The 25,624-nt window shown below is 41.5% G+C and carries 18 protein-coding genes; 3 read left to right on the top strand and 15 right to left on the bottom strand.

Translation table 11 applies throughout. From position 1 onward, the window contains the following. Positions 1–193: 193 nt before the first annotated feature. From H5154_RS10590 to H5154_RS10580, 3 genes are all read right to left on the bottom strand, one after another. Positions 194–574: a VanZ family protein gene (locus H5154_RS10590; RefSeq protein ID WP_089369064.1), complete on the bottom strand. Its 381-nt coding sequence runs from the start codon at positions 572–574 to the stop codon at positions 194–196. Positions 575–662: 88 nt separating this feature from the next. Next, positions 663–989, bottom strand: coding sequence for a YkgJ family cysteine cluster protein (locus tag H5154_RS10585; protein ID WP_182718251.1), 327 nt, complete (start codon positions 987–989; stop codon positions 663–665). Between the two features lie 47 nt (positions 990–1,036). Further along, entirely contained in the window at positions 1,037–2,986 is a 1,950-nt protein-coding gene (locus tag H5154_RS10580; RefSeq protein WP_182718250.1) for an ATP-dependent DNA helicase RecQ, read from the bottom strand. 267 nt (positions 2,987–3,253) lie between these two features. Between H5154_RS10580 and H5154_RS10575 the strand changes: the two genes are divergently transcribed. After that, positions 3,254–4,558 carry an NAD(P)/FAD-dependent oxidoreductase gene (locus tag H5154_RS10575; RefSeq protein ID WP_182718249.1) on the top strand — a complete coding sequence of 435 codons (1,305 nt, stop codon included), beginning with the start codon at positions 3,254–3,256 and terminating at the stop codon, positions 4,556–4,558. A gap of 404 nt (positions 4,559–4,962) precedes the next feature. Here the strand turns inward: H5154_RS10575 and H5154_RS10570 are convergent, their stop codons facing one another. From H5154_RS10570 to H5154_RS24170, 3 genes are all read right to left on the bottom strand, one after another. Further along, positions 4,963–5,937, bottom strand: coding sequence for a transposase (locus H5154_RS10570; RefSeq protein ID WP_182718248.1), 975 nt, complete (start codon positions 5,935–5,937; stop codon positions 4,963–4,965). Between the two features lie 167 nt (positions 5,938–6,104). After that, on the bottom strand, positions 6,105–6,401 hold the full coding sequence (locus H5154_RS24175; RefSeq protein ID WP_182718247.1) for a transporter substrate-binding domain-containing protein: 297 nt from the start codon (positions 6,399–6,401) through the stop codon (positions 6,105–6,107). 27 nt (positions 6,402–6,428) lie between these two features. Further along, on the bottom strand, positions 6,429–6,854 hold the full coding sequence (locus H5154_RS24170; RefSeq protein ID WP_182718246.1) for a transporter substrate-binding domain-containing protein: 426 nt from the start codon (positions 6,852–6,854) through the stop codon (positions 6,429–6,431). A gap of 299 nt (positions 6,855–7,153) precedes the next feature. On the opposite strand from H5154_RS24170, the gene H5154_RS10555 reads away from it, so the two are divergent. Continuing rightward, complete coding sequence (locus tag H5154_RS10555) at positions 7,154–8,659, top strand: DUF2235 domain-containing protein (RefSeq protein ID WP_182718245.1); 1,506 nt, start codon at positions 7,154–7,156, stop codon at positions 8,657–8,659. Positions 8,660–8,711: 52 nt separating this feature from the next. Here the strand turns inward: H5154_RS10555 and eat are convergent, their stop codons facing one another. From eat to H5154_RS10540, 3 genes are read right to left on the bottom strand one after another with little or no spacing between them, the layout of a single operon-like run. Beyond that, positions 8,712–10,109 carry an ethanolamine permease gene (gene eat, locus H5154_RS10550; protein ID WP_218939782.1) on the bottom strand — a complete coding sequence of 466 codons (1,398 nt, stop codon included), beginning with the start codon at positions 10,107–10,109 and terminating at the stop codon, positions 8,712–8,714. 51 nt (positions 10,110–10,160) lie between these two features. Further along, a complete protein-coding gene (eutC, locus tag H5154_RS10545) occupies positions 10,161–11,030 on the bottom strand; it encodes an ethanolamine ammonia-lyase subunit EutC (protein ID WP_182718244.1) in 870 nt (289 codons plus the stop codon). Next, complete coding sequence (locus H5154_RS10540; RefSeq protein WP_182718243.1) at positions 11,027–12,433, bottom strand: ethanolamine ammonia-lyase subunit EutB; 1,407 nt, start codon at positions 12,431–12,433, stop codon at positions 11,027–11,029. The genes eutC and H5154_RS10540 overlap by 4 nt, the downstream gene beginning before the upstream one ends. A 242-nt stretch (positions 12,434–12,675) precedes the next feature. Between H5154_RS10540 and H5154_RS10535 the strand changes: the two genes are divergently transcribed. Continuing rightward, entirely contained in the window at positions 12,676–13,626 is a 951-nt protein-coding gene (locus tag H5154_RS10535; RefSeq protein ID WP_182718242.1) for a helix-turn-helix domain-containing protein, read from the top strand. Positions 13,627–13,649: 23 nt separating this feature from the next. On the opposite strand, the gene H5154_RS10530 is transcribed toward H5154_RS10535, so the two are convergent. The 6 genes from H5154_RS10530 to H5154_RS10505 form a co-directional block, all read right to left on the bottom strand. Then, positions 13,650–14,360 carry an ABC transporter substrate-binding protein gene (locus H5154_RS10530; protein ID WP_182718241.1) on the bottom strand — a complete coding sequence of 237 codons (711 nt, stop codon included), beginning with the start codon at positions 14,358–14,360 and terminating at the stop codon, positions 13,650–13,652. Between the two features lie 175 nt (positions 14,361–14,535). Next, on the bottom strand, positions 14,536–17,166 hold the full coding sequence (locus tag H5154_RS10525) for a glycosyl hydrolase family 18 protein (RefSeq protein ID WP_182718240.1): 2,631 nt from the start codon (positions 17,164–17,166) through the stop codon (positions 14,536–14,538). Between the two features lie 67 nt (positions 17,167–17,233). Further along, positions 17,234–18,829 (bottom strand): lytic polysaccharide monooxygenase, encoded by a 1,596-nt coding sequence (locus H5154_RS10520; protein WP_182718239.1) that lies wholly within the window; start codon positions 18,827–18,829, stop codon positions 17,234–17,236. Positions 18,830–18,887: 58 nt separating this feature from the next. Further along, complete coding sequence (locus H5154_RS10515) at positions 18,888–22,058, bottom strand: glycosyl hydrolase family 18 protein (RefSeq protein WP_182718238.1); 3,171 nt, start codon at positions 22,056–22,058, stop codon at positions 18,888–18,890. 458 nt (positions 22,059–22,516) lie between these two features. Further along, positions 22,517–22,717, bottom strand: a complete 201-nt coding sequence (arfA, locus tag H5154_RS10510) for an alternative ribosome rescue factor ArfA (protein WP_182718237.1) — start codon at positions 22,715–22,717, stop codon at positions 22,517–22,519. Between the two features lie 109 nt (positions 22,718–22,826). Beyond that, on the bottom strand, positions 22,827–25,364 hold the full coding sequence (locus H5154_RS10505) for a TonB-dependent siderophore receptor (protein ID WP_149981959.1): 2,538 nt from the start codon (positions 25,362–25,364) through the stop codon (positions 22,827–22,829). Positions 25,365–25,624: the final 260 nt, after the last annotated feature.

Raw genomic sequence — 25,624 nt, 5'->3', positions numbered from 1 at the left:
ATTAACCATGATGATTTAAGAGCTTGCATAACGAATATGAGGTTGGTTAATGGTTCTGAATTGAATTGAATAAAATTTAACTATCGATACATTAATAAACTAACGACAAAAAAACCTTCAAACCAGCGCTTGCTATGCAGGAGAAAAAGCTGTTCATTTGCAGTAATCAACTAATGTAAGCTAACAAAACTCGTCATCGCGAACCTTTATTTATCAGCTTGGTTATCAAACTAAAAGTGAGGATACCTAAAGCATCAGCAAGTAGATCAGCGATGTCTAAGGTTCTGCTAGGTATGAAGTATTGGCTTAGCTCTTCCAATAAAACGAATAGAAACACGACGCTCGAACCAATATACAAATTGCATGACAATACTGAATATGATTTTAGCTTAAACGCAAAATTAGCACCTAGAGTAAGCAAACCAAATAAACAAAAGTGCCCTACTTTATCGCCATAAGGGATACTTCTAACAAGCTCAAAGAAAATACTATGTTGCCCCGTATTAGCTTGATATATGACCCATATAATAAAGCTAAGAAAAGTAACTGACACAATAGTGATTATTTTATGCATGATTGTTTAATGTTATTGTTGAGTTACCAACCATAGCCGAATAGTGATTATGATTCAATCACTTAGTGTTCTACTGCTAAAGCAACCATCAGATCCCTGCAAGGTCACGCTCGGTGATGCACTCGTCCGATGCCATTTCAAATTCGCGGCATACTAACGGGCGGTTTTCGTAGATTGAACACATTAAGGTATTGCGGTCGAGTGCTTGGCACCAACCATCATCGGCGCGTTTCATCACTTCGCTGCCCCATTTATCATACTCAATATAATGAAATGGCACACCGGTGTCGGTCACAATACGCACTTCTAACTGACAACAACATGCTTGGCAGTTAGCACAGGTAACCGGCTCAGGGGCGTTAGTAACTGTTTCAATAGGAATTATATTGTCGATGGGGATAACGGTTTGAGGCATAGCGGCTTACTAAAATAATGTTAGCCGCTTAGCATACACGAGCAAAACTAACGCGCCAGTAGTTTCGCTTTTATTTCGCTGTAACGCTGCTGCTCACACAAACCAAAACCACTGAGTTGACGCACTTTGTTACGCGCAAATAACGGTACGCTCATTCCCGCTAAAAAGCGGCATTGGGTTTCAATACCTATATTATGTATACCTTTACTGGCGAGGTGACTAAGTAACTCATCAACCTTTTGATAAATTACAGCATCGTTAGCAAAGCTATGAGCGAGTGAATATTCAAGTGTTACAGCTTGGCCTCTACATACTGAGCAATGGCCGCATTGCTGTGGCGCTTGATGGTCGTCAAAATAACGAGCAAGGTTATAGCTCAAACATGTTTTAAGCTCGAAAAAGCGAATAAGTGCCGCAATACGCTTAATTTCAGCTTGCTCTTTATCAACAAAATAGCTGTGTAATTGCTTAGCCAGCTCAGGGTTATTAATTACCTCATTATGTACTTGATAGACTTGGGTGATTCGCTTTGTTTCAAGTGCTATTAAATTCTTCTCTGCTAAATAATCAAGCGCTGCAACAACGCGTTTGCGATCCACCTGAGCGGCTTGGGTAAGCGTGTCAAAATTTAGTGTGCCCCAGATTTTTTTAAACTGGGTATGGTTAAATATTAACTGTAAAAATGCTTGTCTATCAGCATCAAAGTGACCAAGTAAAGCGGCTTTATCAACCAAAAACTTATATTTAAAGTCGGCGTAATAAGCATAAAGTGGTGTTATTGCACCTTGCATTTCCAATTGTACTAACAAGGTTTTAAGCGCTAATTGGCGAATATTACTATCACTTGAAAGGCTGTATTCTTGCATTTCCCACTGTTGACTTTCTTTTGAGTGATCGCTTTGGTGTTGGCGAATATCGTTGATCACATGCTCAATACCGCTAAGCTCTGGGGTATCGCCATAAACAAAGTTTTCAACCGTGTTTAAGCCATCTAAATTAGCCAATGTAAAACACAGCGATAGTTGTCCGTCTCTCCCTGCACGACCAATTTCTTGGCTGTAGTTTTCAATCGACTTTGGTAAATCATAATGAATAACAAAACGGATATCTGATTTATCAACCCCCATACCAAACGCAATCGTGGCCACTACGACATTAATTTTACCCGCCATAAAATCATCTTGGATACCATAACGCAGGGTATCTTCAAGCCCAGCATGATAAGCCACAGCGTGTAAGCCCTGGCGGCTAAGCGCTTCAGCGACTTGCTCTGCACTATGTTGTAAGGTCACATAAACAATCCCTGGGCCCGTTTGCTCGCGCACAATATTAGCCAATGTACTTGCTTTATCAGCGCTTTTCACGCTGAGTATCGATAAGTCTAAATTAGCCCGATAAAACCCAGTTTGTACAATGCATTCTGGGGTAATTGCAAAACGTTCACTCATATCACGCTTTACTTTTTTAGTGGCGGTGGCCGTTAATAATAATACCAAGGGAATATTGAGCTCATCACGATAGCGCGGCAGTTTTAAATAATCAGGCCTAAAATTATGGCCCCATTCGGAAATACAGTGAGCTTCGTCAACCACCAGCATTGAAATAGCCACTTGATTAATAAATTCACGAAATCGCTCGTTTTTAAAGCGTTCTACCGACACCATTAAGATTTTCACTTTACCGGCACGCACATCGCTCATTACAGTGTGGCTTTGCTCTGTAGTTTGGCTTGAATCAAGGCTTGCGGCATAAATTCCCTTGTTATTTAAAAAACCAATTTGGTCTTTCATCAGCGCAAGTAATGGCGAAACAACCAGCGTTAGATTAGGTAAATGCAATGCAGTTAACTGATAACACAATGACTTACCAGATCCAGTGGGGAAAATTGCCAATGATGATTGGTTATTTAGCAGTTGCTCTATGGTTTGCTGCTGACCTTGGCGAAATTGACTAAACCCAAAGTGTTGCTCAAGTGAAGAAAGTATCGATCCGCTCATAATATTTCCCTTTATTCATATTCCCTAATAAAGGAAATCATAGTTTGAAAATGCAATGTTTGCCATGATAACTTTTTTTTGCTTTATTTTCTTGGCTTATCTATTTGTTCCTATTAAATTTTACTGACAAATCGTGAGAAAAGGCGCATTATAAATGCGTTGCTTGAAAAGGTATTTTGAACATTTTTGTTCAGCTCAATACCTAAGTGTTCTATACGTTTCATCATCATAAGAGCATTTAGGTATAATTCTTTTGAGGGCAATGAAATGATAACCACACATCCTAAAATCGTGATCATCGGTGGCGGTGCCGGCGGCCTTGAGCTCGCAACGCAATTAGGGCATAAACTAGGGAAGAAAAAACACGCCGACATTCTATTAATTGATAAAAATCGCACCCATATTTGGAAACCTTTGCTGCACGAAGTGGCAACGGGTTCTATAGATGCCGATTTAGATGGGGTAGTTTACTCAGCACACGCAGCAAAACATCATTATAACTTTCAACTTGGCACTTTTTGCAACCTTGATAACGCTAATAAAACCATCACACTCAGTGCCTTTAATGACGAACTTGGCCATCAAATTTTACCACAACGCACCGTTCATTATGACTACTTGGTGATTGCCATCGGCAGCGTCAGTAACGACTTCAATACACCCGGTATTAAAGAACATTGTTTTTATCTTGATTCAAACCAACAAGCGGAACGCTTTCAGCACGCGCTACTCGATAACTTTACTCGGCTACATCAAGACGACGACCCACAGCATGCATTAAATATTGCCATTGTTGGCGGTGGCGCAACAGGCGTTGAACTCTCAGCTGAGCTGTATCATGTTTCTGACTTATTAAAACTTTATGGTTTGACAAATATGTCGGCAAAGCGCTTACACATTCACTTAATCGAAGCAGGCCCGCGTATTTTACCCGCCCTACCAGAGCGTATAGCAAACTCAGCGAAAAGAGAGCTACTAAAGCTTGGTGTTAACGTTCGAGAAAACACCCAAGTAAAGCAGGCAACAAATCAAGGATTCATCACTAAAGATGATGAACAGATCGATGCCGACATTATGGTATGGGCAGCGGGTGTAAAAGCCCCCGATTTTATAAAAGATCTCGGGATTTTTGAACTAACTCGTAATAACCAAATCATGGTGAACGACTATTTGCAAAGTAATAGCGATGACACCATTTTTGTATTAGGTGACTGTTGCGCGTTTACACAAAAAGATGGCAAATTAGTACCGCCCCGTGCGCAATCAGCCCATCAAATGGCACAATGTGTTGAAAAAAACCTAATTGCGACACTGCGCCAACAGCCGTTAACTGGCTTTGAATACAGCGATCATGGTTCGCTCGTCAATTTGTCACGCTACAGTACCGTGGGGAGCTTAATGGGCAACCTCACTAGTAATAGCTTTTTTATTGAAGGCAAGATAGCCCGCTTTATGTATATTTCGCTCTATCGCATGCATCAACGCGCTATCCACGGCAGCGCCAAAACCTTTGCATTATGGATCAGCGAAAAAGTGCTCCGGGTCGTTAGGCCAAAGATGAAATTACATTAAGCAACTAACAAGAGTAAGTGGAGCCGCCGCTTCACTTACACACCTAGAAATAAAATAAAAAATGACACCCATCTAGAAATTATAATGATACCCATTAAAATTAAAATTGACACCCATCCATACACCCATCCATATATATCTAAAAAAATGCAAACTTACATTTTAAAGCAATGGATTGAAGGTAAATAAAAAAGACACCCATCTAAAAATTGCAATGACACCCATTCAAAATAAGAATGAAATTGCAAACATCCAGGTTAGGGCAATAAACGAAACAATTAAAAACCGTAGTTATTTTCAAAAAGGACTTTTATACAAATGGCAGATAAATATCAGGCGTTTGCATTTTTAGGCGTCAAAAAAATCTGAATTAATAAGTTATGTATTATTGGTTGGCTACGTTATCACGCTAGTAATTTTTCGCAATTCGTTAGATTCGTTCGTCGCTTAAAGTGTTGATGTTCACAAAACATATTTAACGACTCAGGTCTTCCAACAGCACCGTGAAAAACGGTGGTAAATTTGCTGGTAACTTTCAACCAGTTTTCGGGGGTTATTTGCAACCTTTCAAGCAAAGGGGTTAGATCGGCGGCTATATAACCTATTTTATCAGGACGAATACAGCGCCCTGTCGCATCAACAAGAGAAAGGTAGGAAGTTAGCTCAAAAGGTAAACCTTTCACCATATGCTGTGTTGCCATCCCTGAAAAATGTTGTAATGATTTGGGCTGTTTCCCTGCTGCGACCGAAATAATACGCTTTTTGACACTCGTGAAATCTGAATTTTCTGGTTTGTCAGCAATACCTGCGCGAACTGGGTTTAAATCAACATACGCCATACATGCTAATAATGCGGCTTCATCAAGTAACGCTTGGGATTTGAACCGTCCCTCCCAAAATCGCCCCTTACAGTCATCTTCTTTATTTGCTTTTCGCGCTATATATTCATTTAAAGAGCGCATGAACCAGCTAATATCCATTAACCTTGAACGATATTGCGCAATACTATCTGTAACTATTTTCATCTCAAAAGATGCTAGCTTTTCACCTTTAGCAAAACGTCGTGTTAATTCAGAACCTTTAAAGGCTTTATGCCAGCGAATTGCAACTGCTCTATCATTTACTCTTTCCGCCTTTTTACTATCTACGTACACTACAATATGAGTATGATTACTCATTACTGCATAAGCGCACACATCTATAAAAAAGAGAGATGCCAAACTCATTAGCTTATCTTCAACCCATTTTCTGCGGTGTTCATAACATTGACCCGTATATTCATCCACACCACACAAATAGGCACGTCTTACACATCGTGATATACAATGATAGTAACGAGTGTCCGTTAAACTGATTTGTCGATTTCTTGCAGTAGCCATAAATATCTCAGATATCACGTTCCTTATAAAATACTAGTTCCTCATGGTAATACTGCAAATATAGTCATTATTATGGGTGTCATTTAAGTTTGAATTACTACAATCGCCATTTATTAGGTGGGTGTTTTTATTTTTTTTAAAGTGGGTGTCTTTATTTTTTTTATTAGTTACTCTGGCTGTGCTGAGGCTAGATGTTCGTAACGGGCTAATATTTCATCATATTCACCTGAGCGCTTTATTTGCTCTAGCCCTTTGTTGAAGGAGGTTATTATATATTCAGCATCGGGATGCTCTTTACTGATCCCTATATGAAGAGGGTGCTTAATTAAAGCTGGTTGCCAAATTGTTAGCTCTGTTGAGTAACCATTTTTTTTCATTTCAAACCATGCTGCATATTTATCAACCAGAGCAATATCAGCGCGATGCTTTTTTACATGCTCAAGACAACTATGGACATTAAGCAAAGGAACGATTGTAAGCCTATCAATAGACTATAAATACTCATGATATCCATAACCTCTGATTGTACTGATTGTTAAGCTTTCTAGGCTGTGAGGGCCTTGATAATCAAGCTGCGACTTAGTATTACTAATTATGCTAAGTTCATTAGTAAAGTAGGGCTGGCTGAACAAAATTGTTTTAGCACGATTTTCTGTCCACCATAATGCAGGGATCAAATCTATTTCATTATTTTCTAACATTCGCATTGCACGACTAAATGGCGCTATTTTAATATCGAATGCAATATTCTGGCTAAAAAATGCAGCACGTACAAGCTCAGTAGTCATACCCGTTCCATCAGCAAATATGTAGGGAGGCCATTCATTATGAGATCCTACTAAAGGCTGTGTTATTGAATTAGAAAGCGCAGCAGTACTTTGTATGCATAACAGCAAAATAATAAAAAATTTAGTCATAGCAACACGATACCTTTTATCATGCCTATCTAAAGATACACAATAATACATTTGCTCTAGGCAAATCTGCGTAACTTAACTATTTAACCTAAGGCTTAATGGCAACTTGAACTTTGTTACTAAACCAGAGCTTCAACTGTTTAAGCTTAGACTACATTTGACTATATTATTTTCAATCTATAAAAAAGTATTGCCTAAAATTAATAACAAAAAATCCTTATAGCATATTTGAGTGGATTGTCTTCAAATTTAAATAATTTACCTGTAAGTTATAAAAAACCACATAAAGGAATGATGCTATGACCGCGAAAACGCTGATTTTCAACTTTGATGGCACAGGTAGTGAGCCACGTGATGCTGAGCAGTTCAGCTCTGCGCATTTTAAGGAAGATGCAAGCATTTCGAATATTCTCAAACTTCATTTATTAATGGGTGGCCAATTAAATAACGAGCCCGTTACTCCTTTTACTAATCAACTTAGCTTCTATTACCAAGGTATTGGAACTCAAGGAAGTCGTTTAAAGCGATTCCTCAATCAATCTTTCGCACCACGCGATGACGATGTTGCCAGTATTTTAAATCATGCTATAAATGATTTTAAGCGCTACTACAAAACTGGCGATACATTGTTACTCACTGGCTTTAGTCGCGGCGCTGCGTTAGCACGACGTTTTGCAAAGTGCTTAGAGCCGCTCATAGATAATAACGTTTATTTATGCGTATTTGATACTGTGGCATCCATTGGTTTATCCAAAGTCACCAAGGCCACCCGAGGCGCTGAGCATGTTATTTTTGAAAACCATACTTTAGCGACCAACATAAATCAGGCTCTGCATTGTGTGGCACTGGATGAAAAGCGTCGAGCTTTTGAGCCTACCCTTATAAATCATCAAAACAATGTACATGAAATATGGTTTGCAGGCGCACATTCCGATATCGGTGGTGGCTATTATCGAGATGGGCTGGCGGATATTTGCTTACGCTTTGCAATGGAGTGGTTACTTGAACTGCCTGTGGCTTTATCCTTTTTAACTAGTCAAGCAATCGAGTATTCATCGTTATTTCCTGCGGATCAAAACAGTTTTATCGCCCAAGATGATATGACCATCACCCCAGATCCTCTCGCGTTAAGCCATCAACAGAATTATTTTTGGTTTAATCCTTTATTTAAACTGATTGATCGTGAATGTACCGTGCTGGTTGATGACGAACAAAGTAAGCTGTTACCCATTATCCACCACAGTGTTGCTACACGTATCAATCAATTAACCAGTTATCGTCCCGAGTCTTTAAAAAACCTTAGTTATCAACTGCTGTATGCAGATCAAACTACGTTTAGTTTTAACGGTTTGTCTGCCCATATAGCTTTAAAAAATCAAAACATGTCAGTGTTACAAATTGGCCAAAGCCAAGATGTGTTGGTTTATGCCGCAGAGCAATACAATGCAACAGGACTAATGCTTGAACAAGGAGCTACTTATCGCTTTAGCCCTTACCCAGAACAACTTTGGTATGACGATGGCGTAAAATGTGGGCCACAAGGTTGGCACCGAGATAACCTACAGTTGGGTGTAAAAGAGATCCCCATGGCATTGCTCGAACCCTTTCGTCGTTTACCACATGCAAACTGGTTTGCCTTAATTGGTGCTATTGCCCATAGCGATAATGATGCTTTTGAGATTGCCGATGGGGGTGAATTTAAAATGACTCACTCAGGAGAATTTACGCCTTTTGCAAATGATTTGGTGCGTTTTTATGGCGCTAATGCTGGGCGTATAAAAATAAACGTGACCCGCCTTGGTTAATTGCATTATTAATAGGCCGTGCTAACGGCCTATTGGTAACATTAAACTATCACTATTTTGCACTTAAAGCGGCTTCAGCTTCAGCCAACATAGCAAACTCTTCATCGGCACTGTGTGCGACTAAGTGCTTACTACTGTATGCAAAGTAATAAATCGCTCCGATCACAAATAGCACCACAGTAAACAAGAATGCACGAGGATCAAACGCGTATACCCCAGTTAAAGCCACCAAAGATAAGACCAGCGCAATTGCTGAGGTTATCATGCCACCTGGCGTTTTATAAGGTCGTGCGAGTTCAGGCTGTTTAATACGCAGTAAAATATGGCTCAATGCCATCAATGCATACGAAACCGTAGCGCCTACCACGGCCATCGCCAGCATTAAATCACCTTCACCACTTAATGATGCTAAGAAGCCAAAAATACCCGGCACAATTAAGGCACGTGCCGGCACTTTTCGTGAAGTTGTAACCGACAAACTTTTTGGAAAGTAGCCCGCTCTAGAGAGCGCAAACACTAACCGACTATACCCATAGATAATCGAGAAAAACGACGCCACTAAACCCGCTAAACCTAATATATTAACGAGTGTTGCTAAGCTTGCATTCCCTGTTACGTTTAGCGCATCAACTAACGGCACGGCACTAGACCCCATTGCGCTGGCACCACCGGCACCAGGGATCAATACTACGACTAACAAAGCAGTAAACAATAAAAACAACATTGCACCTATAATTCCTTTTGGCACGTCTTTAGCTGGATCTTTGGCTTCTTCTGCCGCTAATGGTACGCCTTCAACGGCTAAAAATAACCACATTGCAAACGGCAATGCAGCCCACACGCCATACCAACCAAAGGGCAAAAACTCGGAGGCTCCAGCAGCATCGGTGATGGCAATATCAAACAATCGCGACACATCAAAATGTGTAAATAATGCGATCGCAGTGGCTATAATGGCAAAAACCGCTAAGCCACTTATCACCATCATCACTTTTAATGCTTCACCCACTCCCGCTAAATGAATACTGATAAACACAATATAGAACAGCGCATACACCCAAGGACCATTAAAACCCAGTAGCGCTTCGACCGCCGAGCCAATAAAAATAACAATCGCAGCGGGTGCTAATGCATACTCGATTAACACGGCCAAGCCGGTCAAATAACCACCAGCAGGGCCCATTGCCTGACGCGCAAAACTATAGCCACCACCCGATGCCGGAATGGCCGCCGACATTTCTGCTAATGACAAAACCAAAGTTAAATACATCACCGCCATTAATACTGTGGCGACAGCAAAGCCGCCCCAACCAGCTTCTGCAATACCAAAGTTCCAACCCGCAAAATCCCCAGAAATAACATACGACACTCCTAATCCCGCCAATAAAATCCATCCCGCGGAGCCTCGTTTTAACTGTCTTTTTGCAAGGTACTCTTTATTATCTGACATTATCTTCTCCTGCTATTTATTGTTGTAATTACATTATGTTTTCGTTGTTGATTATTCTGATAGTAAAAAGTTTGTTGTTTGCGTTTGATGCTCTATCACATCGTCTTGACTGCGATCTTTTAACCCCACCCCTGACAGGTTTAAACGTTTCGCTTCTTGTAAAAGATATAAAGTTCGTTGTGCTGCATCCTGATATGACAGCCCAGCAGGACGAATATTAGAGATACAATTACGACAAGCATCATTCAGCCCTGTTTTTGGCTGCCAAGTTAAATACAGCCCTAAACTATCTGGAGAACTTAGCCCTGGCCGTTCACCAATTAATACCAGCACCACCTTGGCATTAAGGAGCTCACCTATGTCGTCGCCTATCGCCACTCTACCTTGCTCAACTAAGCTGATCGGTGCCAAACGCCATGGCTCTGGTTGTTCACGCAGTATCGTCAGTAACTGAACAAGAAAAGGATGGGCATTTTTTTGTACTGCTAAAGACGATAAACCATCAACAATAACGATTGCGATATCATGGTGTAACTCAGTGGCTATAGCCGCTTTCCTCATATAGTTGCTTAGCTGATCGCGCGATGCTTGATCTAGTTTTCGACCTAAATCAGGGCGTTGTAAATAATGATTGCGATCCACGGCTTGACTATGTAAATGCAGTGGTGATGCGCAAAAATCCTCTAGCTGTTCACTTAACGCAGCTAAATCCAATGGAAAATTAACCGCATCTCGTGCTTGCGCATGGGAGAGTTGAAACGCCAACATTTCAGCCGTCGGAAGACTGATCCCAGCGCGCCCTAAACCAATGCGTGCATCGGTAAAGCTGCGTAGTTGCCGCCATGGGTTATGCACCACTTTGCCATTATCTTGATGTTGTTGCTGTATTTGCTGTGCCGTTTTGGGAGATGAGTTTTTCATGGCTGTCCACCACCTAAAGCTTTCAAAGAACGCGCAAATTGTGACGGTAACGTGTCAGACAAAATATGCTGCTGGGTATCTGTCATAATGTTCATTTTTGCCAGCCAAAGTTCGAATTCAGGTGCTGGACGCAAACCTAATACCCGCCTTGCATACAGAGCATCATGAAATGAGGTGGTTTGATAGTTAAGCATAATATCGTCAGATCCGGGGATCCCCATTACAAACGAACACCCCGCTACACCGAGTAAGGTCAGTAAGTTGTCCATATCATTTTGATCTGCCTCAGCATGGTTGGTGTAGCACACATCACAGCCCATAGGCACACCCAGTAATTTGGCACAAAAATGGTCTTCAAGCCCTGCTCGAGTAATTTCTTTGCCATCAAATAGATATTCCGGGCCAATAAAACCCACTACGGTATTGACCAGTAACGGTTTGAATTTTCGCGCTACGGCATAAGCACGGGTTTCACACGTTTGTTGATCAAGCCCATGGTGGGCATTTGCTGATAGCGAGCTGCCCTGCCCCGTTTCAAAATACATCACATTATTGCCTACTGTTCCGCGTTTTAAACTTTGTGCTGCATCTTGCGCCTCAGCAAGTGTATTTAAATTAAAACCAAAACTTGAGTTAGTCGCCTCAGTCCCCCCTATAGACTGAAACACTAAGTCAACCGGCGCACCGGCCTCAATACATTCAATGGTGTTAGTTACATGCGTGAGAACACAGCTTTGAGTCGGGATCTGGTATTTTTCAATCACATCATCCATTAACCGCATTAATTTAATCGCTTGTGCAACATTATCAGTGGCGGGGTTAATACCAATTACGGCATCGCCACTGCCATACAGCAGCCCATCTAAAATACTCGCGGCAATGCCATTTACATTATCTGTTGGATGATTAGGCTGTAAGCGTGTTGATAAGTGGCCAGGTAAGCCAATGGTATTTCTAAATGCAGTCGTAACATGGCACTTTTTGGCAACTAAGATCAGATCTTGATTACGCATTATTTTACTAACAGCAGCAGCCATTTCGGGGGTAATACCCGCTCTGATTGTCGCTAAAACATGGCTTGTTGCGTGATCACTCAGCAGCCAATTACGAAAATCACCTACCGTTAAATGTGCGATTGCTGCAAATGCGTTAGTGTCATGTTCATCTATTATTAGCCGAGTAATTTCATCGTCTTCATAAGGGATCAAGGCATCGTTCAAGAATGTTTTTAAAGGGACTTCTGCCAGCGTCATTTGTGCCACGGCTCGCTCTTCGGCAGAACTGGCAATAACACCTGCCAAGCTATCACCAGAGCGCTGCGGGGTCGCTTTAGCCATTAACTGTGCGAGATTGTTAAACTGGTAGGTTTTACTTCCTAACGTGTATCGATACGATTTACTCATAAACTTACCTTGCTGACAAAATGTGTGTTAAAAAGGATAGGCACAGCTATTGCCTTTACTACAATAAAAAACAATAAAGCAATAAACAGTACAACGATTCTTTTAAGGTAGCTTATAGCGTACCAAGCAACTATCAAGTTTTGGCAAATGTTACTTAAACAATAAAAATCATATAGTTAAAATTAAAAATCGGACAACTACTGTTTACTTGTAATAATTAGCCTGAGGTGTAATACGCAACTATGCAACATAATTTACCGACAAATGCACCAAGTAAGTGCACTTTAGCTACAACCGATGTGGACCAGCAGGCGGGAAACCTAACAAACTGGCAACAAAAATATGATCAAGTCAGTGATGGCCGCTTTTATGGCTGTATTGATGAAGTGGCTTATGATGGTTTGCAAGTGTTTAAAGAGTATACCCAGTGCGCATTACGACAACAGTGTAAAGTATGGCCAAATGCGTTATGGCTTGGCATTCCGGTAAACGCACTAAACAGTAAAATTAACGGTCTCACCATCGCTGATAATCAATTAATGTGCCGCCCAAGTGATTGCAACTTTGAGCTGATCACCCCTGCGCAATTTAATATTTATGGCATGGTGATCAATCAAGATACCCTTCATCAAATTGCTCAGCAACAAGGGTTGTCGCTTCAGGGCATTTGTGAGCATGGATCACCGCGTATTACAACATCACCACAAACACTGCAACGTGCTCGTGAATGCATTGAACAAATCATTTATGCTAATGGCGGTGGAGCAAGTGCGGCTTTACAACACGATATTTTATTAAATTTAGTGCTGCACTTACTGCAATCACAACTCCCCCAGCAAAAAGTAACCCCAAGTTATAAACACCGTAAAAACGTTGTTGATAAAGCGAAAGAATTTATTCACGATCACCCAGACAACATAGTGACTATCACCCAATTATGTGAGTTTACCTACGTTTGTCGACGGACTTTACAATACAGCTTTGAAAGTATTTTAGGCATCAATCCGCTGCGTTTTTTACGCATGACCAGGCTTAACCAAATACGCCGTGAACTCAGTGATCCGCAACAAAATAAACCCATTTCAATGATTGCCGCCAATTGGGGCTTTTGGCATCCGGGCCAGTTTGCTAAAGACTATAAACAACTATTTGGTGAAAACCCTTCAGACACAGTAAAACGTGCGCAGCTTTAGTGGTATCAATTATAGCCAGTTAATTAATAGGTATAGCTGGCAATTATTTGCTTGATATTCGATTGCATATCAATGATCGCTGCATTAATTGAGCGCACATTGTCCATCGTGACCGTTTTTTTACTGAGCATAAAATGGATTGGATTATCATGAATAACATAAGGATGCAGTGTAATACCGGGGATTTTTTCTTGGCTTATGAGGTATAACCCAGATATTTCATCATCGATCATAAAATCGACGCGTTTAGCTTTTAACATATATAGCCGGTGCTTGAGCAAAGGTACTCGTACAAGTAAATCTTTATTGTTTGTGACTTTGCTTAGCTGCTCAAATTCTTTACCATAATAACCACCATTATTTACGGCTATGGTTTTTTGTTGCGCCAACAGGCTGGCTAAATCGTGTGTTAGGTACTTAGCATCTTCATACCAGAACAGCCGCATTTTCTCACGTCTATATGGGGTTGAAAAGTGACTATATTGGGCACGTTGTTGATTGAAACTCGCAGCAGTTAATATATCCACGCGGCCTTTTTCAAGCTCGACCAAACCGCGCTTTGATGACGGTAAAGACACAAACTGACTACAGAATCCAGCATGCGTTAACACCAAACGGCTGATCTCTACATCTATTCCTGTAAGAGCCTGCTCACCATCAAAGACAAACGGTGGCCAAGGTAACACCACCCCTACTTGCAGAGTTTTTTCGCAGCCGCTACTAATTGGACTCAACAATATCAAAAATAAGTAAATGTATTTAATAACTACAGCCTAGTAAAATTATAGACGCTTTGTACAGTATGGTGCATCTGACTCGAAATACAAAAAAAGCAGCCCGAAAGCTGCTTTATGTGAGTAAATTACACTTTAATTTATTACCTAAAAGTAGGCTTGATTAATAGGCTAATTAAAGTAATTTCCATACGTCTGCTACGCCGGGCTCATTTCCTTGAGTCCACCACTTCGCTTGGTATTTGTTACCACCATAAGAAACTTGGTCACCGCTATTGTAAGTTGCTGATGACTGCCAAATCAGAGCACCTGTATCATCTGTTGGTTGCGTAATTGCTTCCCAAACGCCACCTAAGTCGGGACGATTACCTTGAGTCCACCATTTAGCTTTGTATGTTACGCCGTTATAAACAACAGTATCGCCACCAACATATACCTTACTGGCATCCCACGTATCACCTGTAGGAGGCGTTGTATCGGTGTTAGTTACCGTTACAGTAAAGCTTTGAGTGGTAGCAACTTGGCCGTCACTTACTGCCACAGATACTGTTAAGTTTGTATCTGCAGCTACTACTGCGCCGGCCGTAAGATTAACACTGGCACCACTGCCAACTAATGTAAGACCTGCAGGGACATACCATGTATAAGTCAGTGCGTCGTTTTGCGGATCAGAGGCAACAACCGTTACTGCTGCAGAAGCGCCTTCTTCAATAGTGATATCAGCAATCGCATCAACTGTCGGTGCAGTGTTGTCACCAGTTGTTGGCGCGATGACATTAACCAAAACACTTTGGCTTACCGTTGCTTTGCCATCAGTTACACTGACGGTTGCGGTAAACTGGCTGTTTTGGGTTACGTTAGGTGCAGTAATTGCCAATGTGCTTGTTGCACTGCCAGATACTGTTAACTCAGGTGATGCAGTCCAACTAAACGTCAGTGGATCATTATCGGCATCTGTTGCTGAAGCACTGACAGAAACACTTTCGCCAGCGTTCACGGTTACAGTGCTTGATACTGATAACACTGGTTTTTTATTACTTGGTGGTGTAACAACTCCGCCTAAGCCATCGTGCATAGCATTGAGAATATCGCCATTATCTGCATCAATTTCCCATGCAAATAACCCACCTAAGTTATATTGATTAACATAAGCACCTTTAGCTATCACTGACTCACGGCTATCATAAGTGATTAGTTTACCTGTGGCGCGATTCCACACATACGCCGCTTGCGCTTGGTCATCGTAGCCTACTTCAAAGCCATTAACACCAGTACCTGCAGCACCAATCATATGAGTTTTGATGCCTTTATAATCAATAACGCCATCTTCCCACACGCCTTGTGCTGTTGAGCCTTTTAATGGACCGGAGCCTGTTGCTGTCATAGGGTTACCATCAATAGTGGTGCCTGTTGGATAAACACCTTCCCAACCACGGCCATACATAGCAGTACCAACAACAATTTTTTTCGAGTTTACATTTTGTGCTAATAATAACTGTACTGCGTTATCTGTTGTATAAGCAGGGCCTTTACGTGGCTCACCGTTTTCATCTACGCCCGTACCATTACATTGCCCTACGCTCATATGCTCACCACAATAAAGCGCAGTTTGATGGCCAGTTACGCCACTCCATGCCCCATAAAAGTCATAAGTCATAGCGAAGATATAATCCATGTATTGGCTAGCGGCTTGGTAGTCAACGTCTTCAATTTTATCGTAACCAGCGCCAATTGCTGACGTAAGCTCATAAGTACGGCCTGTTTCAGCTTCAAGCTTATCAAGCATAGCGCGCAGCTCTTGCATTAACGCAACATATGCAGGACCATCATTTATCGGATCGCCAATATCTGGGTTAGCGCCGTCACCACCAGGAAATTCCCAGTCAATATCAACACCATCGTAAAACTTCCAGGTTCTTAAAAACTCTTCCATTGATGCTACAAATGTGTCGCGGTTAGCTTTATTAGTAAAACCACCAAATGGGTCAGATAGCGTCCAGCCACCTACTGATGGTAAGATTTTAAGATCCGGGTAACGCTGCTTAAGTGCCATTAACTGTGAATACGTACCACGGATTGGATCCGCTGCATCCACACCTGGTAATGCTTTTTGTACAGCAGCCCATGGATCGTGGATAACCACTTCATAATCAGCAGAGCCAGCACAGGCTGTTTCAAGTGCTTGTTTAGGACTGCCAGTTAGTGATGCATTTTCACCACAAATTGGAATGAAGCCATATAAAATGTGACTTAAGTTTTGTGCTGGAATATTTGTTACATCATAATCACGACCGTAAATACCCCACTCAACAAAATACGCACCGGTCACTAACCCTGCTTTGGTACCAATATCACGATTATTAGGATCAACATCCATCGGCAATGGCGCTAAGTGCCCGCCGTCGGTATCTGCAATTACGATTGGCTTACCGGCACTGCGTGCGCAAGTAGTACCGACTTCGCATAGTTCTACATACAATGTATGGCGACCAGCTTTGTCATAAGGGAAAGAAATAGTTCCGCTCTTAGAACCTGCAGAAAGTGTGCCTTCATTTACCAACATATCATCAAAGTAAACTTTGTAGCTGTCACCACCGTCACCGCTCCATGCACTCCATTGAATATTGATGCTCACCTGCTCCACACGGGTAACAAGTTGCTTATAAGAACCGTTACCTTCTAAGTTCACTTCAACAAACGAATATTGTTGCGGTTCCCAATTAATACTTGGTGTAGACGGTGCTGCAAAGGCTGTACTTGCAAATAGAGCAACGCCAATGGCTGCTGTTAACTGTTTAATATTCATATTTCTCTCTTATCCATTATTAATTTAATTATTTAATAAGTTTGAACTACAAAACTTAGGCTTCTTATTAAAGTTTGGTCCATACATTGGCTTGTCCAGGTGTATCACCTTGAGTCCACCACTTAGCGCTATAGCGCTGTCCTTGATAGGTTACTTCAGCGCCACTTTGATAGGCTTTACTTGCATTCCAATCGTTATTCACATCCGATTGTGAATCGCTTTGCCATGCATTAGAGCTATCAGGTTGCTGACCCTGACTCCACCATTTCGCGGTATAAACAACTCCTTGAAAACTGGCTTTGTCACCGGCTTGATAAACTGCACTACTACTCCAAGCTACAACATCAGGATCAGTGATAACGCTGTCATTTACGGTGACTTTAAAACTAGTTTGAGTACTTAATTGACCATCCGAAACCGACACTGACACGGTATAATCTGTGCTTGTTGATACCTCTGGCGCACTAATCACCACGTTTGCGTCACCACCGGTAAAGCTCAGTGGTGCTGGCACTAACCAGCTGTAGCTCAATTGCGTTTGTTCATCATCAAAAGCATGAAGGTGTAAGGCTGTGCTGGTGTTTTCATCGACAACTAAATCATCTGGCGTATGTACAATTGGCGCAGTATTAGTGGGAGCGCTTTGCACGCTTAAGCTATAAGTGTAATTTTCATTACTGCTATACACTTGATTAGTCAGTACATCAGTACTGTTATAAACCACGTCACCGGCTTGATTTTGCACGCCAATTTGTACTAAATGGGCATAATCTAAGTTCAGTTGTTGTGCCAGTGCTTGCTGCCAACTCGCTTGATTCGCAGCGGTCACTTTTAATTGCTGATTGATAACCTCTTGGCCATTTTCATCAAATAAACGTGCCCAAACAGTGTCACCAGCAATGGCACTTTGTCCTTGACGAACAAAGTAACCAACACTTGACCAAACACTCGGATCCGTCGGCCCTGCGTCTGTCACAATATTGATATCGCTACAGTTATAGAAACCTTCCCCCACCACATCAATACGTTGCCAACGGCTATATAAAATAGCATCGCCGCTGCGCCCTTGTGGAATAGCAACATTCATTTCGTAATAACGCTTTCCATCGGTATCTTTGATAACGTCAATATTTTCATGTTGTTGAACTAGCTCTAAGTCAGCCCACGTCAATACATCTGTTGCTGCATTAAAGCTTGGTTTAGTTAAATAAAACTGCCAAAAACTGGGATTATGCGGCGTTGCTGCTAAGTAACGAATTTGAATTTCACCATTGGCATTAGGCACCACATCACTGCGTTGCCAATGCGGCGAAGGTAAATCCATACCACGCTTTGCGTTGTCACCACCGGCACATAACGACCCATTTGGTACCTTAGCCTCTACCGCAGCTTGATTTAAGTAGTCCGGTGTATTAACTGAAAACTCAATATCTTGTACAAATTGCACAGTACCCGACTCTAAAAATGCGGCACGACAAGCAAGGTTTGGAATATTAGTGCCATCTTCTGGCCACCAATACCCACCATCGGCTTGGCAAAAAGCTTGCCGCGCTTTTGGGCTATCCATATAACCATGGGCGTTCACTTGCGCTGGCATAATTGTTAGTAATACGCTGCTTGCCACTGCCGAGAGTGATAAAGTTTTAAATTTAATAGCTTTCATTGTTTTGTCCTTGAAAAGCTGAAATTTTGGGACAAGCAAACTTGCCCCTATTATTTACTTACAGACTACAACTTTTAGTCCAGTCAGCTGTTGCTCCTGGTTCAGAACTTGTCCACCACTTCGCTTTATAAACGGCACTGTTATGAACCATTAAGTCACCGCCTGCGGCATGGCTTGGATTGCCTGCCCAGTCTTTTTGAGGGAAGTTTGGATATACAGGGATTGAGCTCACAGCCACACCTTCACACATACCAGATGTATCGCCACCACCATTACCAGGATCCGTGGTGTCGCCGCCACCGGTAGTCCCATCAGGCAATTGTGGGAATTCAAATTTGAACGCGTAAACTTTGCCATCTTTTTCTATAGTAAAGTTACTAGGACCGGTAATTGGCATGTAATACATAACTTGCGCATTGACTGTTTTGCCACCACTGAAGTCTTTCGGTTGACCGCCCCATTCATTGTTCAGAGTGATTGAAAAACGGTGGAATTCATTTTCATACCCACCAATGTTGTTACCTGCGGCATTTGAGCCATTTACTTCAACTGCCATGCCCAATTTTTCTTGTGCGTTCCAGTTAGATTTAAAAATAGCCGATGTTGATACAGGTACATCAAACGAAATTTTCGCACCGCTTAGATCAATATTGGAGTTATTAGTGAACGCAAATGTTGGGCTAATTGGGTAGTTATCATCACCAATTGGGAAGTCTTTTGCTGCAAACGTTACATCTACCGCTTCAGTTGGTACAACAAAGTTTGGATTACCTAGATGAGTGTCGTACGCCACACCACTTTGGTTAAACTTGTCATAAGCCAAAGTTGTTAAGGTAGAACCCATGAAGTACTCACCTTTTGCTGAGTCAAAATCATAATCACCAGCAAGTTCCCAGAACATGATACCGCCAAGGCCATTGTTAATTACGTAATCAACTTTAGCTGCCATAGACTGCTCATCTTCAATAGATAGGAATACTTTTTTCTCTGAGTTCCATAACCAAGGTGCAACAGCAACGCTGTCATAGTGACGTGTATAAGTACCCGTTAATTGATCATCAACATCAGTCTCTGGTGTTAAGCCATACACACCTAAGTACGAACCAACAATGCCGTTCTCAAGATTTTTAACATGCCACAACGGGTTAGAACCTGCTGGCATTTCTTGTCCTGCATCGTTCTTATCATGCCAAAGATTATCAATGCCTAATGCGCCATTACCACACTTGTTCTTTTCACCAACGCCGGTACCTGTTGCGCAATCAGCTTGATTAGGTAGTGCAGATTGCCCCCACAGCCCATTAGTACCCCCGCTGACATCTTTAAAACCTCGGGTGTAGTAAGGAATACCAATATTGATACGTCCTGCCGATACTGCACCACGAAAATAACGTACCGCCCAATCAGTATTTAAATAACCAATCCCTTCAAACTCAGCTGTTGAGTAAACCCCCCATTGCGCTAGTTCAGAATCAATACCGGTATCAAACAAGGCCGCATTGTGGCCAACATGCGAGTTCCATGCACCGTGAAGGTCATAAGACATGATGTTAACGTAATCGAGGTATTTAACCGCTTGGAATGTTTCCATACCACGTAGTAAATAACCTGAAGAAGGCGATGCAATTGTTAGTAAATAATGTTTACCCGCTTTTTCACCAGCACGGTCTAGCTCTTCGCGCAGCTTTTTCATTAGTACTTGGTAAGATGCATTTAAACCTGCACGACGTGCATTTGAAATTGGGAAATCATCAGGATGACCTGAATCTTTCATTGATGATGGGTATTCATAATCAATATCAACACCATCAAAACCATATTTTTCAATGAACTCGACTGAGCTTTTTGCAAAGGCATCAATACCCGCTTGATTAACTGAACCATCTGCATTGGTCGTCATGGTATAAAAACCACCACTTTCAACGCGGCCCGTTTCATCAAAGAAACCACCCGTTTCAGCCCAACCACCTACAGATACTAATGTTTTAACGTGTGGGTGTTGTTTTTTGAATTTGTTTAAAAGATTAAAGTGACCTTTATACGAGAAGCTTGGGTCCATTTCGGCACCTACCACTCCTGGCCATTCCATATTTGTAGCTGGATTACCTGCAGCATTTGGATCGCCAATCGATACTTTATTATTGGCATCAACATGGGCAAACGCATAGTTGATATGAGTTATCTTATCCCATGGAATATCATTTACTAAATAGCTCGGTTGGCCATTTGCGCCATTGCGCCAACTGGTAAAGTAACCAATTACACGACGCGGATGATCAACACCCATTATCTCACGACCATCTGCATCATACACAGTACAATACGGCGTATTTACACCTGGTGTTTGATATAACCCCTGCGGATGACAATCAGTTCCAGTCACTGGTCCGGTATTTTCTTCAACAACAGTAAGCAGCTTTGTTACTTGGGCTGTTGCGCCTTCGTTATCAGTTACCGTTAACGTAAAGGTTGCCTGACCAAGCGCTGTTGCTTGCCAAGCATAACTGCTTGATGCCGTACTTGCTTGGTGAACATCAGCACCATTAACCGCAAAGTTAAGTGCCGTTACTTGACCATCACTGTCAGTACCAGCAAGCGCAAACACCACTTGTGAGCCAACCGTTAATTCTGTTGGTAAACTGCTGAAACTAATTGTTGCCACCGGTGCTTGATTAACCGGCTCCACGATCTCAGTAACACTGATCGTATTGATCACTTGCGTAGATTGCGCGCCATCGTCATCGGTTGCCACAGCACTCACTTGATGTGTGCCGACAACTGCAGGCCAATTAGTACTAAACGGTGCGCTACTATCAGTTGCGATTAATGCACCATCAACAAAAAACTCAACTTTTGTCACAGAGCCATCGTCATCGGTTGCTTGCGCAGTCATGACAACGCTGTCTTTATCAGCAAATTGAGAATTGTTTGCGGGGGTTAATACTGTAATATTTGGCGCCTGATTTTCTGTGACAGCGCTGTCACACAAACCCAAAAGTTTCCAATCTTGCCAGTCACCAGCATTTTCAACTGGATTTGACTGTGTCCACCATTTTGCCTCATACGCATTATCTTGTGCGTGTACTTGGCTGCCACCGCTGTGAGTTTGACCCGTTTGCCATTGTGTTAATACACTACAGTCAACTGCTGCATGCGTACTTAAGCCTACAAAACTAAGCGATACCGCACTTAGCTTAAAAGCATTTTTTATTGTCATTTGTGAGCTCATAGCTCCTCCGCCCAGGGTTAAATATAACATTAAATTTACAACTCAGTTTAAAAACTACCACAGTTAACTCATACGTCAACTTAATTTGGATATATGATGTATATAAAACAGCCACTTTATTAATAAAAAAAGACCATAAAATATATTTTTTATCATTATTTAGAACTAAATTAGAGCCATCCCGTTTAAAGAAAGGGTAATTTCGCATACAGAATATGAATACAAGGTTAATTTATGGTTAAGTTTTATTTGCGAGTATCTTCGCGGGCTCTAGCAAGTTTTACGAAAACGTAAATGAGAGTGGGAATAGATATAAACAATAAGGTGGTAGACTATATAACCAAAAAACCTCGCTTAGAAAAAAATTATCTAAGCGAGGTTTTTAAAAAAATGTCGGAGCTTGCTATTTTTTGTAAAAAATAGCATTTAAATAAAAGCCCTATTTGATCACAACGTCATTAAGCGGCGATTAAATAGGACTCTTGTCCTGCGTGTTTTTTGTTGCGTTTGTAAGCGCCTTTGCCTTTTTTAGCAGCTACAATTTGTGGTTTAAAAATTTTCGATGTCACTAATGCCGCTAATGCATTATCGCGAATAACACCCCGACCTGTATCTACTGATGTTGTAGATTTAATCACTTTAGAACGACGTTTACTCATTTATTTTTCCTCTTTAAAAGTTTTGCGATTGTATGCTTGATATAAAAAAATACAAGTATTTTAAATCAAAAAGCCCGCTTATTTGCGGGCTTAATAAACAACTATAAATTTAGAAACTAAAGCTTACTTTTGCGTAATAACTTCTGCCATCAAAGCCATAAGGCAATGCACGTACAGGGTATTTAAATGCGCCATTGGTGATAAAGTTTAGTACTTCGTCATCGCCTAGTTCATCTGGCGTTTCATCAAATACGTTATCGGCACCAACCGAAAGCACAAACATATCGTTAATTTGGTAACTCACGTTTAAATCAACTAACACTGCAGATTCAACCGTACTTGTTGGTTTAAACGAACCTGTTGGCGAAAGCTCACCCGGTAATGGTATATGATCGTTACCAAAATATTTTACATCGGTTTCGCCAAAGTAATTAAAACGAATTGTTGAAGTGTATGCATCACGTTCGTAGTCAAAGGTAAGTGTTGCTCGTTCACTAGGCTGTCCGTCGGTAAAAAAGCTGCGTTGTAAATCATCAAATGCAACCGATTCTGGAATGCCGTCCGCTGCGTTTACACCATCAATTTTAGTATCGTTTAAGTTACCCGCAAAAGTAACACCAAAGTTACCGCCTTCTACATCTGTACGATATGATGCAATTATATCAACGCCTTGAGTGGTTGAATCAACTGAGTTTGAAAAGTAGTTAGCTTGTACAGCGCCGGTTGCTTGTAAAGCAGCAACAGCCTCAGAGCTAAACGATACATCGTCAGCCGTTAATAAACTGCCAAGTGTAATACGGTCTTCAATTTCTACGCGGTAAAAATCAACCGTTAACGAAAGTTCGCTTGTTACATCGTAAACAAAACCAGCACTGTAGTTTGTCGATGTCTCAAGCTTTAAGCTATCTACACCTAGTGCACTTGGGAAAGCAGTGCCCGTATTTGCAGTAAATGATTGCGTTAACGTGCCGTCGGATCCTAAGTTAGTAGTAAATGCTGTATAGCCACTTTGCTGCAGCGAAGGGGCCCTAAAGCCAGTAGATACCGCACCACGTACTGCAAAGTCATCGTTAAATTCATAACGCGTTGCTAACTTACCAATTAAGTCATCTCCAGCATCAGAGAAATCTTCATAGCGAAGTGCACCACTGACGTTCCATGCATCAGTAAGCATAGTTTCAACATCTACGTAAAATGCGTAGCTGTTACGATCACTCTGATTTGCAGCTTCTGGACGCAAACCGTTATAAGCTTGAAAGCCACATTGTGCAAATTGCTCAGGGTCGTTCACTGATGGATACGATGTATCCATGTTTGCTAAACCACATGCGTACGATGCTTCATCACCAGGCACTATCTGGTAATTTTCTTTACGATACTCTGCACCAATTGTTACATAGAGCGGTTCGCCGCGACCAATGTCCACAATGCCATTTACGTCAAGGTTAACTGTTGTTTGATCGAACCTAAAACCACCTGAGTAACCACCACTTGGGCCTGCATTTGCTGCTATCTCAGCATCACTTGCCGTTGGATTATTAAATAAATACTCCGCCGCGTAAGAAGCGTTTAATGTATTGCGTGATGTAAAGTCATATTGGTTTTCACCATAAACTGCCGATACATCGTAATTCCAATCTGGATTAATATCACCTTTAAAACCTAGCGCAATAGAAATATCCTGTGCTTCGTTATAAATGCGCGGTAAAAAACCATCACTGTATACTTGAGTAACATTTTTAGATGCTTCGTTAAAGTTACGGTAAAAGCCGTTACCCAGTGCAGTGCGCTCAGAGTAACCACCAAACGAGTAAAGCTCACCGTCGCCCATTGGCAATGCCATATTATAAAATAACGAGGTAAATTCACTTTCCGAATTACCTTGGCCCCAACGAACGTTGTCAGATAACGTACCTGGCTCTACATCAAGCGAACCACCGGTATCGCGCTCTGCACGGTTAGTACCATCGGCATCACGATACTCAAGAGATAAATTAATAAAACCGCCTTCAGTGCCCAAATCAAAACCGCGATTTAAACCCGCTGAAATAGTCTCGCCATCACCTTCAGCTGTTTCACTATATTGTACATAACCAGTTGTTATACCTGTTGAGTTATTCAGTGATAAGTTAATGACCCCAGCAATAGCATCAGAGCCATACTGCGCTGCTGCACCATCACGTAATACTTCAACCCCTTTAAGTGCAGTCAGTGGAATAGCATTCATATCGGTACCCGCAGCACCTGCACCAACTGTTCCATTAAGGCCAAAAATAGATTGATTATGACGGCGCTTACCGTTTACTAAAACCAGCGTTTGGTCTGGCTGTAAGCCGCGCAATGTTGCTGGGCGGAATAAATCAGAGCCGTCTGATACTTGAGTACGCGAAAAATTAAACGATGGCGCTGTAGCTTGTAAGCTTTGGCCAAGCTCGGTAAAGCCACCTTTGTTTAAATCATCAGCGTCAATTAAATCAATGGGTGACGAAGATTCAGTTGCTGTGCGGTTAGAAACCCGTGAACCTAAAACGGAAATTTGTTCTATATTTTTTTCTGCTTGAACTGTTGCTTCTTCAGCAATAACTGAAGAGGTGCTAAATGCAAGTCCTACGGCGATAGCCAATGTATTTAAACGAAGTGTTGTCATGTGTGTTGTTCGACCCTGTTGACTCTTCACCTGTTTACTCAATTGCAGTAGTAAACAGGTAAATTAATAAAAGTTATAATTAGTGTGATCAAGCGTCATTTACAAAATTGCGCTTTGGCAAACATCCTAGCAACATACACATATAAAAAGAAACATATTTAACTGCGACAATGGTCGATATATGCAAAAGTTAGCTAAATTTTCTCCTATTTCATGTTTTTGATTGAATTTTAAACAAAAAAAAGCATGATTATTCAAAT

This window comes from Pseudoalteromonas sp. SR44-5 (genome assembly GCF_014163675.1).
GTDB classification, from domain to species: domain Bacteria; phylum Pseudomonadota; class Gammaproteobacteria; order Enterobacterales; family Alteromonadaceae; genus Pseudoalteromonas; species Pseudoalteromonas rhizosphaerae.
Note: the sequence above shows the minus strand (reverse complement) of the source record. Positions and strands in the feature narration are given on the sequence as shown.

Coding starts and splice junctions, on each gene's coding strand:
- eutC (WP_182718244.1), bottom strand. CDS start 11,030: ATGAAAAACTCATCTCCCAAAACGGCACAGCAAATACAGCAACAACAT.
- H5154_RS10585 (WP_182718251.1), bottom strand. CDS start 989: ATGCCTCAAACCGTTATCCCCATCGACAATATAATTCCTATTGAAACA.
- H5154_RS10590 (WP_089369064.1), bottom strand. CDS start 574: ATGCATAAAATAATCACTATTGTGTCAGTTACTTTTCTTAGCTTTATT.
- H5154_RS10505 (WP_149981959.1), bottom strand. CDS start 25,364: ATGACAACACTTCGTTTAAATACATTGGCTATCGCCGTAGGACTTGCA.
- H5154_RS10525 (WP_182718240.1), bottom strand. CDS start 17,166: ATGAATATTAAACAGTTAACAGCAGCCATTGGCGTTGCTCTATTTGCA.
- H5154_RS10520 (WP_182718239.1), bottom strand. CDS start 18,829: ATGAAAGCTATTAAATTTAAAACTTTATCACTCTCGGCAGTGGCAAGC.
- H5154_RS10570 (WP_182718248.1), bottom strand. CDS start 5,937: ATGGCTACTGCAAGAAATCGACAAATCAGTTTAACGGACACTCGTTAC.
- H5154_RS10575 (WP_182718249.1), top strand. CDS start 3,254: ATGATAACCACACATCCTAAAATCGTGATCATCGGTGGCGGTGCCGGC.
- H5154_RS24170 (WP_182718246.1), bottom strand. CDS start 6,854: ATGACTAAATTTTTTATTATTTTGCTGTTATGCATACAAAGTACTGCT.
- arfA (WP_182718237.1), bottom strand. CDS start 22,717: ATGAGTAAACGTCGTTCTAAAGTGATTAAATCTACAACATCAGTAGAT.
- H5154_RS10540 (WP_182718243.1), bottom strand. CDS start 12,433: ATGAGTAAATCGTATCGATACACGTTAGGAAGTAAAACCTACCAGTTT.
- H5154_RS10580 (WP_182718250.1), bottom strand. CDS start 2,986: ATGAGCGGATCGATACTTTCTTCACTTGAGCAACACTTTGGGTTTAGT.
- H5154_RS10515 (WP_182718238.1), bottom strand. CDS start 22,058: ATGAGCTCACAAATGACAATAAAAAATGCTTTTAAGCTAAGTGCGGTA.
- H5154_RS10555 (WP_182718245.1), top strand. CDS start 7,154: ATGACCGCGAAAACGCTGATTTTCAACTTTGATGGCACAGGTAGTGAG.
- eat (WP_218939782.1), bottom strand. CDS start 10,109: ATGTCAGATAATAAAGAGTACCTTGCAAAAAGACAGTTAAAACGAGGC.
- H5154_RS10535 (WP_182718242.1), top strand. CDS start 12,676: ATGCAACATAATTTACCGACAAATGCACCAAGTAAGTGCACTTTAGCT.